The organism is Wolbachia endosymbiont (group B) of Protocalliphora azurea, from assembly GCF_947251865.1.
Lineage (GTDB): Bacteria > Pseudomonadota > Alphaproteobacteria > Rickettsiales > Anaplasmataceae > Wolbachia.
Genome location: NZ_OX366394.1, coordinates 161,899 through 178,973 on the forward strand (window position 1 = coordinate 161,899; position 17,075 = coordinate 178,973).

General features: G+C 35.3%; 14 protein-coding genes and 2 tRNA genes. 4 read left to right on the plus strand and 12 right to left on the minus strand.

Going from position 1 to position 17,075, the window contains the following annotated elements; genetic code table 11:
• Nucleotides 1–493: 493 nt before the first annotated feature.
• Nucleotides 494–1,750 (minus strand): iron-containing alcohol dehydrogenase, encoded by a 1,257-nt coding sequence (locus OPR35_RS00770; protein ID WP_052264778.1) that lies wholly within the window; start codon nucleotides 1,748–1,750, stop codon nucleotides 494–496.
• A 42-nt stretch (nucleotides 1,751–1,792) separates the two neighbouring features.
• On the opposite strand from OPR35_RS00770, the gene dapE reads away from it, so the two are divergent.
• A complete protein-coding gene (gene dapE / locus OPR35_RS00775) occupies nucleotides 1,793–2,989 on the plus strand; it encodes a succinyl-diaminopimelate desuccinylase (RefSeq protein WP_019236715.1) in 1,197 nt (398 codons plus the stop codon).
• Between the two features lie 438 nt (nucleotides 2,990–3,427).
• Nucleotides 3,428–3,718 carry a hypothetical protein gene (locus OPR35_RS00780; RefSeq protein ID WP_264376622.1) on the plus strand — a complete coding sequence of 97 codons (291 nt, stop codon included), beginning with the start codon at nucleotides 3,428–3,430 and terminating at the stop codon, nucleotides 3,716–3,718.
• Here the strand turns inward: OPR35_RS00780 and OPR35_RS00785 are convergent.
• The 9 genes from OPR35_RS00785 to dnaE all read right to left on the minus strand — a co-directional run bounded on the left by OPR35_RS00785 (nucleotide 3,715) and on the right by dnaE (nucleotide 11,792).
• Entirely contained in the window at nucleotides 3,715–4,077 is a 363-nt protein-coding gene (locus OPR35_RS00785; RefSeq protein ID WP_236681805.1) for a hypothetical protein, read from the minus strand. The genes OPR35_RS00780 and OPR35_RS00785 overlap by 4 nt on opposite strands.
• Nucleotides 4,078–4,281: 204 nt before the next feature.
• Nucleotides 4,282–4,353, minus strand: a tRNA-Gln gene (locus OPR35_RS00790).
• The gene (cutA, locus tag OPR35_RS00795; RefSeq protein ID WP_082241857.1) at nucleotides 4,344–4,679 is read right to left on the minus strand and encodes a divalent-cation tolerance protein CutA; all 336 of its coding nucleotides are present in this window, start codon (nucleotides 4,677–4,679) and stop codon (nucleotides 4,344–4,346) included. The genes OPR35_RS00790 and cutA overlap by 10 nt, the downstream gene beginning before the upstream one ends.
• Nucleotides 4,680–5,318: 639 nt before the next feature.
• Nucleotides 5,319–5,390, minus strand: a tRNA-Met gene (locus tag OPR35_RS00800).
• Nucleotides 5,381–6,682 (minus strand): adenylosuccinate lyase, encoded by a 1,302-nt coding sequence (gene purB, locus OPR35_RS00805; protein WP_007302075.1) that lies wholly within the window; start codon nucleotides 6,680–6,682, stop codon nucleotides 5,381–5,383. Before purB ends, OPR35_RS00800 begins: the two co-directional genes overlap by 10 nt.
• A 130-nt stretch (nucleotides 6,683–6,812) precedes the next feature.
• Entirely contained in the window at nucleotides 6,813–7,367 is a 555-nt protein-coding gene (gene rplI / locus OPR35_RS00810; protein WP_007302077.1) for a 50S ribosomal protein L9, read from the minus strand.
• A 3-nt stretch (nucleotides 7,368–7,370) separates the two neighbouring features.
• Nucleotides 7,371–7,649 carry a 30S ribosomal protein S18 gene (gene rpsR, locus OPR35_RS00815; RefSeq protein WP_015587948.1) on the minus strand — a complete coding sequence of 93 codons (279 nt, stop codon included), beginning with the start codon at nucleotides 7,647–7,649 and terminating at the stop codon, nucleotides 7,371–7,373.
• Nucleotides 7,649–8,422, minus strand: coding sequence for a 30S ribosomal protein S6 (gene rpsF / locus OPR35_RS00820; RefSeq protein ID WP_052264806.1), 774 nt, complete (start codon nucleotides 8,420–8,422; stop codon nucleotides 7,649–7,651). The genes rpsR and rpsF overlap by 1 nt, the downstream gene beginning before the upstream one ends.
• A gap of 49 nt (nucleotides 8,423–8,471) precedes the next feature.
• Nucleotides 8,472–11,792, minus strand: a complete 3,321-nt coding sequence (gene dnaE, locus OPR35_RS00825) for a DNA polymerase III subunit alpha (RefSeq protein WP_265024879.1) — start codon at nucleotides 11,790–11,792, stop codon at nucleotides 8,472–8,474.
• A 768-nt stretch (nucleotides 11,793–12,560) separates the two neighbouring features.
• Here dnaE and OPR35_RS00830 point away from each other — a divergent pair.
• Entirely contained in the window at nucleotides 12,561–13,802 is a 1,242-nt protein-coding gene (locus OPR35_RS00830) for an ankyrin repeat domain-containing protein (RefSeq protein ID WP_265024880.1), read from the plus strand.
• A gap of 188 nt (nucleotides 13,803–13,990) precedes the next feature.
• Here the strand turns inward: OPR35_RS00830 and OPR35_RS00835 are convergent, their stop codons facing one another.
• Nucleotides 13,991–14,950, minus strand: coding sequence for an LD-carboxypeptidase (locus tag OPR35_RS00835; RefSeq protein WP_052264793.1), 960 nt, complete (start codon nucleotides 14,948–14,950; stop codon nucleotides 13,991–13,993).
• Nucleotides 14,950–15,567 carry a lipoyl(octanoyl) transferase LipB gene (gene lipB, locus OPR35_RS00840; protein WP_052264792.1) on the minus strand — a complete coding sequence of 206 codons (618 nt, stop codon included), beginning with the start codon at nucleotides 15,565–15,567 and terminating at the stop codon, nucleotides 14,950–14,952. The genes OPR35_RS00835 and lipB overlap by 1 nt, the downstream gene beginning before the upstream one ends.
• A gap of 311 nt (nucleotides 15,568–15,878) precedes the next feature.
• On the opposite strand from lipB, the gene OPR35_RS00845 reads away from it, so the two are divergent.
• Nucleotides 15,879–17,054, plus strand: a complete 1,176-nt coding sequence (locus OPR35_RS00845; protein ID WP_007302071.1) for a phage portal protein — start codon at nucleotides 15,879–15,881, stop codon at nucleotides 17,052–17,054.
• The last annotated feature ends 21 nt before the right edge of the window (nucleotides 17,055–17,075 follow it).

Genomic DNA, 17,075 nt, shown 5'->3' on the forward strand with positions numbered 1-17,075 from the left:
CTATTCTTATAATTTTGTTGAGCTTTTTCTATGTTAACTAGTGAACCGGCAATCTTAAAATGCTTGCAAGATCTACTTACATCAAGGTGCATGAGTTTTTTTTGTATCCGTTCATCAGAGTAGTAAAATAAGAAAAAGAGAAAAGACAACTAAATGAATTTCATCCGAGTAGCTGACACTGACATCTATATAAAGACAATCTAATGCACTCATTTAAAGTGAAGTTTTCTGGATCCCAGTGTCTAGGCACTGGGATGACAAGAAAAGAGTTGACTTGAATGACACCGAATAGGTACTGGGACAGAGGCTACTTGAATAATATTTCACCATGTCATTCCAGCACTTGATGCTGGAATCCAGAAGTTTTTTGAGCACAAAAGTCATGCTAAGTTTTTGTTGTTAAGAAAGGCTGGATAGCTACTTGAATGACACCATTTGTTACTGTGTTTTTGTCTATCTTATTTTGCTACCCTACTGAACGAATACACAAAATCTAACTTTTTTCTATACAACCAGCTAGGTCAAGAAAGGTGAATCTATCTCTTGTTGCAAATGTAAGATTGACTACCTTGCAATATTGCTCTTTGTTCCAATTAAGATGCTCCGGTAAGTACGGAATTGATAGATCTTCAAATACTTTCTGCAGGTGTTTTGCAGATAGTAAATTTTGCTTAATTAAACTAGAAATATTACTCCATTCTTTGTAAATAATCTCTTGAATTTTTTGCTGCATAATTTGCTTCTGCTTTAGAATTTTTATAAATTCGGTATTACCAAAGCACTGAGTTATATGTTTTACATCTAAAGTGATCGGTTTGGTAATCGGGTTTTGTATTGACAATATCTCCTCTTGCAAGTTAGCCATAGTAATCGTCGTAACAGCAATTTTTTCGCCATGTAACGAGGAGGAATAATCTTTTGTTACCGTCTCCATTGCATGAGCTATCATATGTTCTCCTTGGCTTGCAGAGTAGCTGCCTTTTGACATCACCATTCCAAGTCCTGAAATCAATAAGGCTTCCATAAGTAATAAAACTACTCTTTTATCTTTTTTAGCAAGTGCCAAGTGTTCTCTGAGCAAAATTTCCTCCAGATTGCGAACAAGTTTAAAGGGGAGTTCATTATATTCTGTGCCAAGTAATAGATGAGATAATAGCCAATCGGCTTGTACTGTTGAACGGCAGATGAAATCTGCAAATCCACTTAATGTGAGGCGTGGTGGTGCGTTGGCAATTATATCGTTATCAATGTATATTGCCTTTGGAAGATGTGCTCCGAACGATTTTTTATATCCATCAACTAATATTGAAGCGTTTGCAGAGCTATACCCATTCATGGAAGCGGCTGTTGGGAACGATATATAATCTTTTTTCTCGAGGTAGCTTGCATATTTGCAGATATCATTAACAGTGCCACTACCAAATGCAACCATTAAGTCACTATCTTTTGCTTTATTTCTAACTAGGTTTACAGTTTGGAGGGAAGCAGCGCTGTTCAGTCTATTTGGTGTCATCCAAGTAGCGTGACACTGCGATCCATCATAGTCACGCGCTGGAATGACAGTTGTGGCTGGAATAATTAAATGAGAAACTTTATTAAGTATGTTTTTGTTTAAAAGTTTTGCTGTATTTTCATCTGCAATCAGAAAAATGTCATTTCCATATTGTCTACATATTTCATAGATATTATCAGCAACTTCCCTAATAAGAACTTGTTCTGTGTGCTGTAATATTTGTTTTAAATATCGCATAGAATGTTTACAATACGGTAATGTTAGTATTTCAAGATTGATATGAAGATTGACCCTGTAGAACTAACTAAGAAATTAATTTCTTTTAAAAGTATAACACCAAAAGACGATGGGGCAATAGAGCATATAGCAGCCATTCTCAAGAAAAGTGGTTTTGAATGTGAGATTTTAGAGTTTGGTGATAAAGTTAAAAATCTTTATGCGAAATATATAAATGGAGTACCAAACTTGTGTTTTGCTGGACATGTTGATGTTGTACCACCAGGTGAGTTAAAAGATTGGATATCTGATCCATTTAAGCCAGAAGTTAGAAATGGAATGCTATACGGAAGAGGAGCAGCTGATATGAAAGGCGGAGTAGCTGCATTTATTGCTGCTATCGTAGATTCAGTTGCAGGTAAGTTTCGATTCAGTGGTTCAATCAGTGCATTGATTACCGGTGCTGAAGAAAGCACGGAAGAACATGGAACAAAGGCCGTTTTGGAATGGATGAAAAGTAAGCAAAAAAAGATAGATTTTTGTATAGTTGGAGAACCAACGAGTAGTGAGAAATTAGGTGATACCATAAAAATAGGTAGAAGAGGTTCTGCAACATTTAAATTGATTTGCCATGGTAAACAAGGGCACGTTGCCTACCCAGATCTAGCAGATAATCCAATATATAAAATGGTATCGATACTAAGTAAGATAAAAGATACCACTTTTGATACTGGTAATAAATACTTTCAGCCTTCACATTGCGAAATTACTACTATCGACGTTGGAAATAATACTAATAATCTAATACCTAGTTCAATAGCAGCAGGTTTTAATGTTCGATATAACAATACACAAACACCGGACGTTTTATATAAGATGATTGATGCAATATGCACCAATGTGACTAACGATTATAAACTGTCTATGCAGAGCAGCAGGGACGTTTTTCTCTCTACTCCTGATAGAAATACTGATATTATGCTTGATGCGATAAATAAAATTACCGGTATTGATGCTGTGCTGAGTACAAATGGTGGCACATCTGATGCTGCGTTTATTAAAGATATTTGTCCAGTAATTGAATTTGGTATGATCAACAAAACCGCACATCAGGTAAATGAATGCGTATCAATAGACGATATACATAAATTAACAGCTATATATAAGGAGTTTATAAAAAATTATTTTTACCCCACTAATAAAATATTAAACCAAATCAATGTAATTGGTAATACGCCTGATGGTCCATTATTAGCTTGAGGTGCAGTTGCATAGAGAAGAAACTTACTAGACACATTTTACCAACCCCTTATTATAATATTAAGGGTATTTTTGACTCAAAACTTGTCTTTGATCTGTGCGAGCTTAATAACAAAAATTCAGTAGAAAGCTTATTGGCGAAAATTATCTGTTCAGCAGAGTGACAAAATAAGATAGACAAAAAGGGTGTAAGAACAAATAGTGTCATGCAACACTGGCTTTTGTACACAAAACGTTGTAAAGCGCTTTTGTCAACCTGGATCCCAGCTCGGATAACAAGAAAAGAAGCACTGGTTTCACATAGATCTGAACAGATATAATTTCTTAAACATTTATAGCTCACATAAAACCCGGTCTGACTGTCATAAAGGCTACTCATTGCAGCAGACAACTTTCGCACTACTTCAAATTCTAATTTTCAACTTAAAGAGGTACGTAATGTCAAATAACTTCAATTTCAAAGAATTTTTTCACCATCACGAAGCAAATAGCACTTTAGATGATATACAAAGGTACTGCATACTGTGGCAATCAGTGATATCACAGGCAATGATTGATGCAGCAAGTAACTGTAAAAAAACAGAAAGCTTGTTAGAGAAACGTAAAGCAATTTCCTGGCTATCAGACTTCAGTCAAGATTTTGTTGAAACATGTATACTGGCTGATTGCGATCCATTATACGTAAAAAACAAAATACAGCCAATTCTAAAAAAGATAAAGCCCTTTTAATGAGGTTTACCCCTCTCACCAAGAAAAATATCATTTAATCTTTTTTCTATAGCTTCATCTATATCTTGGATTAATAGCTGCTTTATCATATTCACTTTCCGTTCTGCCTCTTGAAGATTATTGTTACCGTAACTGTTCTTATTACTATAACCATAACTACTGCCATTTGGTTTATTACTCATTTTTCTTCTTGTGCTGAGTATCTGAACTATCTTCTCCTTGAAAAAAGACTTCCAGCCTGTGCCAGAAAATAATTTGTAGAGAAAATGCGGAGTAAGAAACGCTACTAATATTCTAATAGAAACTCCATAACCCAAATCATCTCTATTTTCATAATACCATTTTAAATATTGATACAAATGGTAAAATGCATTTTTGAAAGAGCTAAACTCTACAGCATACCAAAAGCCACTGGTGAGAAACATGAGCATAATGCTCGATGTATAAAGATACAGAGTGAAAAGAAATAGCTTGACAACTATATCTTTCAAGCTGCCCAGTATATAATTAAATAACCTTAATTTATAAAAAAGTGATATCATTTCACGCACACTTTAATAAAGCTGGGGTGGAAGGATTCGAACCTTCGCGTGGCGGTATCAAAAACCGCTGCCTTACCACTTGGCTACACCCCAATATTGTTTATATCAATAACATTATTAACCCAATTAGTAAAAGATTTATTCGCTTTTCCTATGGGTATTATCACAACGGCTGGTTGATCATAAGAATGCATTGCCTCGATTTTTTCTACAATCTTATCAGTCTGATCATTCCTGCTCTTCATAATTGCCACTATTTCACAATTACTATTAATTTTACCTTCCCATAAATACAGAGAATTTACTTCGGGAAATATATTTACACATGCAATTAACTTCTCGTTTAACAATTCTTCAGAAATAGTCTTAGCCTCTTTCAGGTTTGAAAAAGTTATATAGACTAAAACTAAGTTGCTCATTAATCGCTACATAAATGCATTTTTACTATACTCTACTTAGATTTATTCATCAAGAGAAAATAGGAGAGACCTCTTCAGTGCTTGACACATAGAAATTGAAGATGTCATTTAGTAGCTCTCCCCTTGTCATCCCAGTAGTTCTCCTCTTGTCATGCAAGTAGCTATCCAGCCTTTCTTAACAACAAAAACTTAGCATGACTTTTGTGCTCAAAAAACTTCTGGATTCCAGCATCAAGTGCTGGAATGACATGGTGAAATATTATTCAAGTAGCCTCTGTCCCAGTGCCTATTCGGTGTCATTCAAGTCAACTCTTTTCTTGTCATCCCAGTGCCTAGACACTGGGATCCAGAAAACTTCACTTTAAATGAGTGCATTAGATTGTCTTTATATAGATGTCAGTGTCAGCTACTCGGATGAAATTCATTTAGTTGTCTTTTCTCATCTACCTTACCACTTTCTTGAACGGATACCATTAGCCATTCCCCTGAATAGATACAACAAATGTTGTATCTTTATCACTTCACATACATTATTCCATATACTATATGAACAACTGAAAAAAGACTTCAGTTAATTGACAATGAATCACGTTATTTTGTCAAATGCGCTGCTATCGCCAAACCATAGCTTAGCTTGAGTGGCTGAGGAGGGATTTGAACCCCCGACCAAGAGATTATGATCCTCCTGCTCTACCACTGAGCTACTCAGCCTCATTAAAAACCTTGCTATATATATGATCTACATGCTTCGTATAATACTTCAAATCAAACAAAGATTCAAGTTTTTTAGAGTTAATAACTTCAAGTAAGGATTTATCTTGTTTCAGTTCGGCCAGAAAATCACTATTGTTTTGTTTCACTTTCATTGCATTGCTCTGAACAATTTTATACGCCTCTTCCCTCGCCAAACCACTATTTACCAACTCGAGTAATACTCGTTGTGAAAAAACCAAGCCTTTTGAAGAATTTAAGTTCTTTTCAATATTTTCCTTATTGATCACCAATTTATCTATCAAATCTGTTAATCGTACTAAAGCAAAATCCATTGCTATACAAGCATCAGGAGCAATGCACCTTTCCACAGACGAGTGCGATATATCTCGTTCGTGCCATAATGCAACATTTTCTAATGCAGGAAAAACGTAGCTGCGTACTAAGCGTGAGAGCCCAGTCAAATTCTCACTTAAAATAGGATTACACTTATGCGGCATAGCAGAACTTCCCTTCTGTCCAGTGGAAAAATATTCAGAGATTTCGCCGACTTCAGTTCTTTGCAAATGACGAATCTCAATTGCAATATTTTCTATTGAGCTTGCAATTACTCCCAAAATTGAAAAGAACATGGCATGTCTATCACGAGGGATGACTTGAGACGATATGGTTTCAGGTATGAGTCCCATTTCTTTCGCTACATACTCTTCAACAAATGGATTAATATTTGTAAAATTACCTACTGCACCTGATATTTTACAAATTGAGATCTCTTTTTGCGCGCTAATTAATCTCTGATAATTGCGTTTAAATTCAGCATAAAATCTAGCAAATTTTAATCCAAGAGTTATTGGTTCTGCATGCATTCCATGACTGCGCCCAACACAAACAATATCTTTATAGTCCTCAGCTTTTTTTTTCAATACTATAAGTAAATTTTTTAGATTCTTGAGTAAAATATCACATGACTCTTTCAACTGCACTGCAAAGCATGTATCTAAAACATCAGAACTTGTCATTCCGTAATGGAGATAACGAACATCAACTCCCGCTTTTTCAGCAATATATGTCAAAAAGGCTATAACATCATGTTTTACAATGGATTCAATTTCGTTAATACGCTCAATATCAAATTCAATAGCACCAGAGAGCTTTTCAGCAACATCATTTGGAATAACTTTTAATTTTGCTTGAGCTTCACATGCTAATTTTTCTATTTTGAGCCATATGTTGAACTTATTTTTTTCTTCCCAAATAGAAGAGATTTCTTTGCGGCTATAGCGTGGAATCATTTTTGATTTATTCCAATAATGGTGTCATTCCAGTGTCATGCACTGGAATGACATGAGGGGAGCACTGGGATGATACCAGCCTAGCAATGGAAGACATTTCTTTACGACTATAACAAGGGATCATCTTTGATCAGCTATCATCAGCATCAGCAGCTTCTTTACTCGCATCTTGCTCTGCCTCTTGTTGCTCAGATTTCTGATTTTGCAACTTTGCTTGCCTTAATTCATGTGCATCTTTCTCAGATCTGACAACGTATATAGTAATTGGCACTATCACTTTACTATGTAATTCTATATTCACTTGATACTCGCCCAAATTTTTGATGCTTATTCCACCCAAAGATAAACTATGATGACTTATATCATATCCTTCTTGTAATAAAGTTTTTGCAATTTCACGTGTGGTTACAGAGCCAAAAATCTTTCCATCCTCTGAAGCTTGCTTTATTAATATAATAAATTTATCATGCAGTGATGATGCAAGCACTTTTGCTGCATTTAATTTTTTGGTATTTTCTTCTTCCAATAATAAACGCTGTTCCTCTAACTTTATTAAATTTTCCTTAGTGGCTTTCATCGCCTTTTTTTGTGGAAAAAGAAAATTACGTGCATAACCTGGCTTAACTTTGACAACTTCACCAAGCTTACCTAAAGTTGTTATATTTTCCTTTAAAATTATTAACATAAATTACCTAACTTTTTTAGTACAGTAAGGAGCAAGAGCTAAAAAGCGTGCTCTTATAATTGCTAAGCGCAACTTTCTTTGTTTTCTTGCGCACACACCTGTTAACCTTCTAGGTAATATTCTACCATAGTCAGAGGTGAATTTGGACAATAAATCTATATTCTTATAGTCTATGTCCTCATCTTTAGATGCAGCAAGAGGACAGACCTTAGGACGCCTAAAGCCAGTTCTGTTATTTACAGACACGTAAGAATTATTAAAACTATTTCGTCTTTTCATCATTATGCACTTTTCTCCTCAATTTGTTTATCCATCATGTAAGATTTACCTTTAAAAAACTCATTAACCCGTACAGACAAGTGGCGAATAATATTCTCATTCAGTTTTACTCTACGCTCAAATTCATCCATAATGCTTGAAGTAAAACTTATACACATCATACAGTAATGACCACTTTTCATCTTATTTATTGGGTATGCAAAATCCAATAGACCCCAATATTCATATTTTATCAATCCTGAAGCTTCAATATTTTTCAAAAGCACTTCCAGCGTTTTATTCAATTGATTTGAGTCTACTATTTTAAAACTTTTTAAAACCTCTTGAAGGGGCTTTATTAGATGTTGTGAAATATTTTCCTTAAAAGCATTTACTACATTATAGATAAATGCACTTTTAGTGTTAGCTCCTGGAAGGTCCATAAAATTTTGTTTTATTCCCGTATCACTTAGTTCATTTTTCAATTCTTTATCGATTCTTGACTTTATTTCTTTTAAATTTGAAAAATCTTCTTCCAATTCAACCCACAAAATTTTTGTCAGAGTTTCCAAAAAATCAGAGTAAACAATCAGACTTTTTTTAATGCTTTCGGTACTTGCCTCTAGCTCTTGTTTTATAACTGTGCTATGTTCTCTTTCTATGAGACCTTTAACCTCCTGAGAAATAACATCTGCTTTAATATTTTTCAACAAAATAGCCAATTCTTGGACCATTTCTTCTACTTCTTGCTGCAATAAGTTCGGTTGTGCTATAAAAGTAAATTCATAGAGATTCACTATATCTTCCTTTAATATCAATTAAACACTTTAATTATATAAAACTTTTTTATATAAGCAAGTTATTTGTATTAATTTCTACGTCTTCAATCCAACTTAAGTGAGATATTTCATAAATAGCTTTGGGGGTGATTGAATATGTACCTGGCAACAAGATGCTGACTTTATGTTTTTCGAGAAGAAACTTTAGCATTATTTTGGTTTTGCCTCCATTTTTCAACACTGCATTCAACTCCTCAGCAACTTTTTGCGAGTCTGAACATACAGCAGTTAAAACTAATCCTTTCATTAGAGAAGTAACCTTTTCTGTAAATTCAGATATGTCCTTTCCTGATAGTCTCGTTGTGTTTTCTGAAATTTCAAGATCAATTATCACAAATGCTCCAGGTGAAAATAGATTCCTTTTTTCTTCTATTATTTCATTATTGTAGAATGCTATTTCAGAAACATTGTGGGGATCAGAAAGTGTTAGTATAACAAATCTTCCACGTTCTGAGGTTCTCATACGCACATTTAATATTACACCAGCAGTTTTTATCGTTTTACTCTCTCCGATAAACCCAATATTTAATTTTTTCAAGAGAGTTCTAAACTTTTCAAGTGGATGATTAGTTAAGTAAAATCCCAATGAAAATAACTCATGCTCTAATTTTTCCTCTTCATTAAAATCTTCCACGTTCTCAAGTTTTGGCTTCAGAATATCAAGATTACCAAATAAAGCAGCTTGATTTGACTGCCTATTTTTATTTGCAAAGTAAATCAATGTGTCTATTGACTCGTATAACTGCTTTCTATTTTTGTGCACACTATCGAATGTTCCAGATTTAATTAAACTTTCTAATGCCCTTTTATTTATTATATGCCCCAAATTTTGAATGAATTCCCATATGTCCTTATAAGAACTTGAGCGTGCATTTACTATTCCTTCTGCTATAGCAAAACCAACATTACGCAAAGCAGCAATTCCGTAGCGTATGTGCTCACCCTCTATTGAAAATTCAGCCTTAGATTTGCTGATATCAGGCGAAAGAACAGCAACTCCACTGAATTTTGCAGCATGATAAAACAAATTCAGTTTGTCTCTATCATCAATGTTGAGATTCATCAAGGCCGTAAAAAATTCTAGCGGGTAGTTAGCCTTAAGGTAAGCTGTTTGGTAAGATATAATCGCATATGCTGCAGCGTGGGATTTATTAAATCCATAACCAGCAAATTTTGCAACAAGATCAAAAATATAACTTGCCCTGTCGTAATCAACACCGTTTTTTGTTGCTCCTTGAACAAAAAGTTCACGTTGTTTATCCATCTCTGCCTTAATTTTCTTACCCATGGCACGTCTGAGTAAATCCGCCTCTGCTAAGCTATATCCAGAGAGAATACGCGCTATTTCCATTACCTGTTCTTGGTAGATTATTACTCCGAATGTTTCTTTTAACACCTCCTCAAGCAATGGATGAATGTAATCTGGCTTTTCAAGTCCATGCTTTCTTGCAACATAAGTTGGAATGTTATCCATAGGCCCTGGGCGATAAAGAGAAATTAAAGCGATGATATCTTCAATGCAGTCTGGCTTTAGTTTTATTAAAGCTTCTCTCATTCCCGAACTTTCAAGCTGAAACACTCCGATTGAATCACCTCTTGAGAGCATTTCATAGGTTCTTTGATCAATCAAAGAAACTGAGGAAATATCAAATTTTTTTTTATCACGATTAATTAAACGACATACATGATCTATTAGTGTTAGCGTACCAAGTCCAAGAAAATCAAATTTTATTAACCCAGCTTTCTCTACATATTTCATGCTGTATTGAGTGATTGGCAGAGCCGAATTTGGATCATAATAGACGGGAACAAAATTTTCTAATTTTTGATCGCATATTACAATTCCAGCAGCATGAGTTGAAACGTGACGATATATTCCTTCGAGCTTTAGAGATATATCAAGAAGTTTGGCAATTACTTCATCACTATCCCTTTCTTTCTGAAGATTTTGATCAAACTCTATCGCTTGCGATAAAGTTACAGGATTTACTGGATTAAATGGAACCATTTTAGATATTTTATCCACTTGAGAGTAAGGCATTTGCAATACTCTACCAACATCACGCAATACTGCCCTTGCTTGCAATTTTCCAAAAGTGATTATTTGAGCAACATAACCGTACTTTTTCTGAACATAATCAATAACCAGGTCCCTTTTCTCTTGGCAGAAATCGATATCAAAGTCAGGCATTGATATACGATCAGGGTTTAAAAATCTTTCAAAGATCAGACCAAATTTTATTGGATCAAGATCTGTAATCTGCAAGCTCCAAGCAACAATTGATCCAGCACCAGAACCTCTTCCCGGTCCAACTGGAATGCCATTTGCTTTGCTCCAACGAATAAAATCAGAAACTATCAAAAAGTAGCCAGCGTAGTTCATCGAAGTTATTACGCTTAGTTCGTAATTCAGCCGATCGTAGTATTGTTTAAGGTTTATGTCTGTTTCATTTGCAATGCGGAATTCTAATCCTGCAACTGCCTGCTCCCTCAGTTCTTCATTCTCAGTTTTATTTTCTCGACAAGGAAATTTAGGCAAGATAGGCTGCCTGCTTCTTGGCATGTAAGAGCACCGCTTAGCTATCACTAAAGTGTTATAAATTGCTTCGGGAATGTCGCTGAACAGTTCCTCCATTTCTTCCAAAGATTTGAAGTAATGCTCGGTAGTTAACTTCTTTCTGTTATTCTCCAGGGCATAACTGCCCTCCGATATGCACGTTAATATATCATAAGCTTCATAATCAGATCTATTTGAAAAAAACACATCATTCGTTGCCACTAGTGGTATATTGCGCTGATAAGCAAAATCTATTAAAGCTTCTTCAAGCTCTAGCTCTTTATTCAGCCCATGACGCTGCAATTCAACATATAAATGACCATCGAATGCTGAAAGCAGTTTTTCAACCGTTTCTTTGTCTTGCTCCAATAACAGTTGAGCCAAACATCCACCAGTTAAGGCGATTAGACCTGTATTAAAACTTAATAGCTCATCAAAATCAACGTAGGGAATATCGCTGCTATTTTTGCGCTTTTTAAAAGACTCACTCACCAAGGTGACTAAATTAGTGTAGCCTTGTTCATTTTTTGCAAGTAGCAATATTGGTAAATTTTGTTCTGAATGTTTAACTATAATATTGCATCCTACTATTAGCTGTATTCCCTTATTTGCTGCATATTCTGCAAATTCAAGTGAGCCAAATAAGTTGCCTGAATCAGTAACTGCAACTGCCGGCATTTTGTTCTGCAAACAAAGACCAATCAGCTCCTCAATTTTAACCGAACTCTCAAGCAGAGAATAAACGCTATGAACACGTAAGTGTATGAACATAAAAAATTTTAGATTAGCAATAGTTAAGGATAACATTAATTTACTTATAAGGATATGCAATAGAGTCAACTTGACAAACCTCATCAATCTTCTTATCATGACAATAAGAGTGTTTATCCTTGTTTTTAATCTCTGCAGATTTAACAACAAAATTCAGTAAAAAACTCAGGTATATATTGGCAGATTACATAAAATTATAGCGGCTGCATGTCTTTTTTATTTTTTCTACATTCAGCCAAAACGCGCTTTAAATAAGCGTTAGCACATTATTACAATGCCGATTTACATTATTATAGGGTTAAAACTCACTACTGGGGGATTCTTTTGCCTTTTTTTTGCTTGGTAAATTTCTTAATATTTTTGATTGGTTAGGAGTTCTATAGAGATGTCATTTCAGTGCTTCTTATTACCTGTTCTGGATCCCAGTGTCAGCTACTTGGATGACACTGAAGGGGTTACTCGAATGACAAGAATAAGGAGTACTGGGATGACAAGAAAGCACTGGTTTCATATGCACCTGATAAAAAAGATGATGTCATGCAAGTAGCTGACACTGGCATCCAGTTTTTTTGTGCAATTCCGTCAAAAAAAGCGCTTTCGTGTTTACCAACTTAGTTAGATTCCAGTGTCAAGCTACTCGGATGACACCAAAGAGGCTATTTGAATCTAATTTACTATTCACAATCCCGGTTATTAGCTTATTTGAGTTGACTTTTCATCATAATTATGTAATAATTAAACATATTGTTTAATATTGAAGGTAGAATTATGACAGGAAGATATGAGTCACTGGAAAAAGTACTAAAGACGATTGAGGCTGAGAAAGATTTAAATCTCAATAATATAATTGAGAAAATAAAAACAGAACTAGAAAAACAGGATCAAGGTCTATATCAAGAGTGGAAGAAAGGTAAATTTGATGTAAATTATGTATCTTATATTCCCGCATATGAAAAATTGACGTTATTAATGATAGCTGCTAGGAATGGTCACGCAAGTGTAGTAGAGGTTTTACTAGCAAAAGGAGCAAATGTTGATGAGAAAGGTTGGCGTGATGCGACTCCTTTGCATTTCGCTGCTAGGAATGGTCACGCAAGTGTAGTAGAGGTTTTACTCAAAGCAGAAGCAAATGTTAATGCAGTAGATATTGAAGGGTGGACTCCTTTACATTTCGCTGCTCTTCATGGTCGAGCAAATATAGTAGAGGTTTTACTCAAAGAAGAAGAAGCAAATGTTAATGCAGTAAATAGTGAAAGGAGGACTCCTTTACATTTAGCTGCTAAGAATGGTTACGTAGATGTAGTAAAGGTTTTACTCAAAGAAGAAGAAGCAAATGTTAATGCAGTAGATATTGAAGGGTGGACTGTTTTGCATTTAGCTGCTAAGAATGGTTACGTAGATGTAGTAAAGGTTTTACTCGAAAAAGGAGCAAATGTTAATGAGAAAGGTTGGCGTGATGCGACTCCTTTGCATTTCGCTGCTAGGAATGGTCACGCAAGTGTAGTAGAGGTTTTACTCAAAGCAGAAGCAAATGTTAATGCAGTAGGTATTGAAGGGTGGACTCCTTTACATTTCGCTGCTGGGAATGGTCACGTAGATATAGTAAACCTTTTACTAGAAAAAGGAGCAAATGTTAACGCAGTAGATCGATATGGAAAGACTCCTTTAGATTATGCTGAAGGTTATGCTAAGAATCAAGACGTAGTAAAAGCTCTATTAGACGCAAGAGGAGGTTCTTTTGTGAAAGCACGTAATAAGGCAATGATTGCTGGTGGAGTGAATACATTATTAGGCACTGCTATAGCAGTGGCACTTTTTACAACTGGAACAATTACAGCTCAGTTGATACCTATCGTTATAGCAGTGGTTGCAGTTACAGCAGCAGCACTGGTAGTTGGTTGTGCTACATATGAATTACTAAAGCCTAGTACTAAAGTTGATGGAGCAGAAAAACCAATTGTCAACTCAATAAATGAACAGCAGAGAGTTACTAGCATTTCTTCATATTAGAGCGCGTGACGCAGGTTCCTGGATCCCAGTACTGGGATGACAATGAAGGGGCTGCTTGAATAACAACGAAGGGTTATTTGGATAATAGCCGTACTTGATCTGGATCCCAGTGTCTAGGAACTGGGATGACAAGGGGGGATACTAGGATGACAACGAAGGTGCTGGAATGAAAGGAGTGTGAGATAAAGCTACTTGTATAACTGTTGCACATCCATAAACTCTTTCTCGTCTTGCATGCTGATGATAGTGTGAGTGTTGAGAGGTAAAGGGTCATTTCTATGTCCATGTCCTACCCCTTTTATTGTAAATACTGGAAAGTTAACACTTTTTGCAAACCTTTCTTTTACAATTTCAACAAGATTATCATTATAACAGTTAACAAAGTCACCGAATATTACTGCATCTACTCCATCAAAAATATGAGCTTGTTTTAGGTGATCTAGACTTCGCTCAATTGAATATGGATAAACTTTTATGTCTTCTAAAAATAGAATTTTGTTTTTTGCGTTTATTTGCCAAGCAGTTCCTATGCTATTTTCAACCAAAGTCATATTACCACCGATGATTTTAGACTCTAATTTGCCATTTTTTAGTCTAATGCCATTGTCGATCATTTTTAGGTTATCAAATCTGATAGAGTTGCGTTGCTTAAGAATTAACTCTTTTAATTTTTCAACAGAGGTTTCAGCAACAGAGTTATTTACTATCATTTCCAACATGGTACCGTGAAGAGTTTGCCAGTCATATTTAACTTGCAGATAAATATGTAAAGCAGTGATATCACTATAGCCTATAAGAATTTTTTTGTTTTGAGCAATTCTTTCTTTTTTATCATTGGGTAACTTTTCTAGATAGGGAATTAGCCGAGAAGCCCCTTCTCCTCCTCTGATACACCAAATTATTTTGCTATCATCAGTGAGCGCATTAACCAAATCATTCGCTCTAAACTCATCAGAGTTAGAATAAAATGGGTTGTCATTACTGTATATTTTCTCCGAAATGTGAGGATTAAAACCCAAAGTTTTTACGGATTCTTTTATAGTGGGCAGATCCGATTCTTTTCCCTTCGAAGAAGGAGCAATAATATCAACTTGATTTGCAGGATTAGTGAGTAAAAGGCATAGAAAATAAAGAATAAAGGAATACATTAAAATATCTTATGAAACTCTTGCTTTAATATATCATCTAATTCGCAAAGAGAAACTTTTACTCCTAGTTTTTCCATTGATGTAACGCCGTAATCTTTTAGTCCACAAGGAATAATACCCTCATAGTGGGAAAGGTTTGGAGAGACATTAAGCGCTATGCCGTGATAAGTTACCCATTTTCTCAAGCGAATGCCAAAAGCTGCTATTTTTTCTTCTACTCCGTTGTTGTTCACCCAAATGCCTATTCTATCTTCCTTAAATTCCCCAAGTATATTAAAGTGTTTTAAAACATTTATGATCCAATTACTTAGGTCTCTGATATATAGTTTTATGTCACATTTGTTTCTTTTTTTAAGATTTAGCATTAAATATATAATGCGCTGCCCTGGTCCGTGATATGTATATTTACCACCCCTACCTGTTTTATATATAGGAAATAATTTTTCAATAATGTCATCATCTGTTGCACCGATTCCTGCTGTGTAAAGTGGAGGGTGCTGGAGCAGCCATACTAGCTCATCAGACAAATTATTGTAAATTTGTTGAATTTTTGCTTCCATGAATTTTATAGCATGGTTATAATCAGTAAATTGGTTAGAGATTAGCCATTCTGTCATGTTCTATTTCTTTAGGTCTATCAATGTCATTCCAGCGCTTGACACTGGAATCCAGAAATTTAATTGTAGATAGCACACTGAACTGGTGAGCATAGTTGCTTTACGCTAAAAGGAACGTATTTGACTAAATTGTATAAAAAGATGGATCCTAGTGTCAAGCTACTTGGATGACAAATATGGGCTACTTGAATGGCACTATCGCAAACGAACTAGTGTCAGCTACTCAGATGATATCATTCTTGTAACACCAATTGATATAATTCAACTATAATTTTAATCTTTTAACAAATTTAATTTTTCAGGAGGCACATATGAATTTTAACATTTTTCAAAGAAAGAAAAGCAGTGAATACTCTGCTTTGCAACTAATGATGGAACCAAGTTGGAGTAGGCGTGATTATGTAAGTTTTGCTGAGGAAGGTTACATAAAAAATGTTATTGCCTTTCGAGCAATTAATATGATCGCAAGTGCTGCATCTTCGGTACCTTTTATTCTCTGCCAGCTTACTGACCAGGGAAAATCACAACTAAAAGCACATCCGTTACTGAAGTTACTTTATTCTCCTAATCCAATGACATCAAAATCAGAATTTATTGAGGGGATTGTAACTTATCGGTTAGTTAACGGCAATTCTTATATATTGATGATTGAGCTGCAGAACAAACCAACAGAGCTTTATCTTCTGCGCCCTGATAGAGTTGAAATTGTTCCGGGGAGAAGTAACGTTCCTTATGCCTATCGTTATACCGTAAATAACAACAGTTATGACTTTAAAGTTGATAAATTGACTGGGCGTTCAACAGTACTGCATCTTAAAACCTTTAACCCTTTGAATGATTGGTATGGACTTTCACCAATTGAGGCAGCTGCATATAGTATAGATCAGCATAATCAGGCTGGTGCTTGGAATCAGGCAATGCTGCAAAATGGAGCAAGACCAAGTGGTGCAATAGTTGTGAAATCAGAAAAGGATGGAAGCGTTGGAAACTTAAGTCAAGAGCAGTACCAACGCTTAAAAGCGCAGATAAATGATCATTACTCAGGTCCTGTCAACGCTGGAAGACCGATATTACTTGAAGGAGGTTTAGAGTGGAAGGAAATGAGCTTATCACCGAGGGATATGGATTTTATTGAGTCAAAACATAGCTCAGCTCGTGATATTGCGCTAGCTTTTGGCGTTCCGCCGCAGTTGCTTGGCATACCGGGTGATAACACTTACAGTAATTTAGTTGAAGCACGTCTTTCCCTTTGGGAACAGACGATTTTACCAACGCTAGAAAATATTATCTGTCACCTGAATTCTTGGCTAGTGCCCAAGTTTGGCAAAGATTTATGTTTGTCATATGATAAAGACGCGATAGAAATTCTAATGGAGAAAAGACAAAAGATGTGGAAATACGTGCAAAACGCAAGCTTCATGACGCTCAATGAAAAAAGAGAAGCTTTTGGCTTGCAACCGTTACCCGGTGGTGATAAGTTGAATTGATGTTTATATAGTATAGATATT

Excerpts from the sequence above, each read along its gene's own strand:
- OPR35_RS00770 (WP_052264778.1), bottom strand. The coding sequence starts at position 1,750 with ATGCGATATTTAAAACAAATATTACAGCACACAGAACAAGTTCTTATT.
- dapE (WP_019236715.1), top strand. The coding sequence starts at position 1,793 with ATGAAGATTGACCCTGTAGAACTAACTAAGAAATTAATTTCTTTTAAA.
- OPR35_RS00780 (WP_264376622.1), top strand. The coding sequence starts at position 3,428 with ATGTCAAATAACTTCAATTTCAAAGAATTTTTTCACCATCACGAAGCA.
- cutA (WP_082241857.1), bottom strand. The coding sequence starts at position 4,679 with ATGAGCAACTTAGTTTTAGTCTATATAACTTTTTCAAACCTGAAAGAG.
- purB (WP_007302075.1), bottom strand. The coding sequence starts at position 6,682 with ATGATTCCACGCTATAGCCGCAAAGAAATCTCTTCTATTTGGGAAGAA.
- rplI (WP_007302077.1), bottom strand. The coding sequence starts at position 7,367 with ATGTTAATAATTTTAAAGGAAAATATAACAACTTTAGGTAAGCTTGGT.
- rpsR (WP_015587948.1), bottom strand. The coding sequence starts at position 7,649 with ATGATGAAAAGACGAAATAGTTTTAATAATTCTTACGTGTCTGTAAAT.
- dnaE (WP_265024879.1), bottom strand. The coding sequence starts at position 11,792 with ATGTTCATACACTTACGTGTTCATAGCGTTTATTCTCTGCTTGAGAGT.
- OPR35_RS00830 (WP_265024880.1), top strand. The coding sequence starts at position 12,561 with ATGACAGGAAGATATGAGTCACTGGAAAAAGTACTAAAGACGATTGAG.
- OPR35_RS00835 (WP_052264793.1), bottom strand. The coding sequence starts at position 14,950 with ATGTATTCCTTTATTCTTTATTTTCTATGCCTTTTACTCACTAATCCT.
- lipB (WP_052264792.1), bottom strand. The coding sequence starts at position 15,567 with ATGACAGAATGGCTAATCTCTAACCAATTTACTGATTATAACCATGCT.
- OPR35_RS00845 (WP_007302071.1), top strand. The coding sequence starts at position 15,879 with ATGAATTTTAACATTTTTCAAAGAAAGAAAAGCAGTGAATACTCTGCT.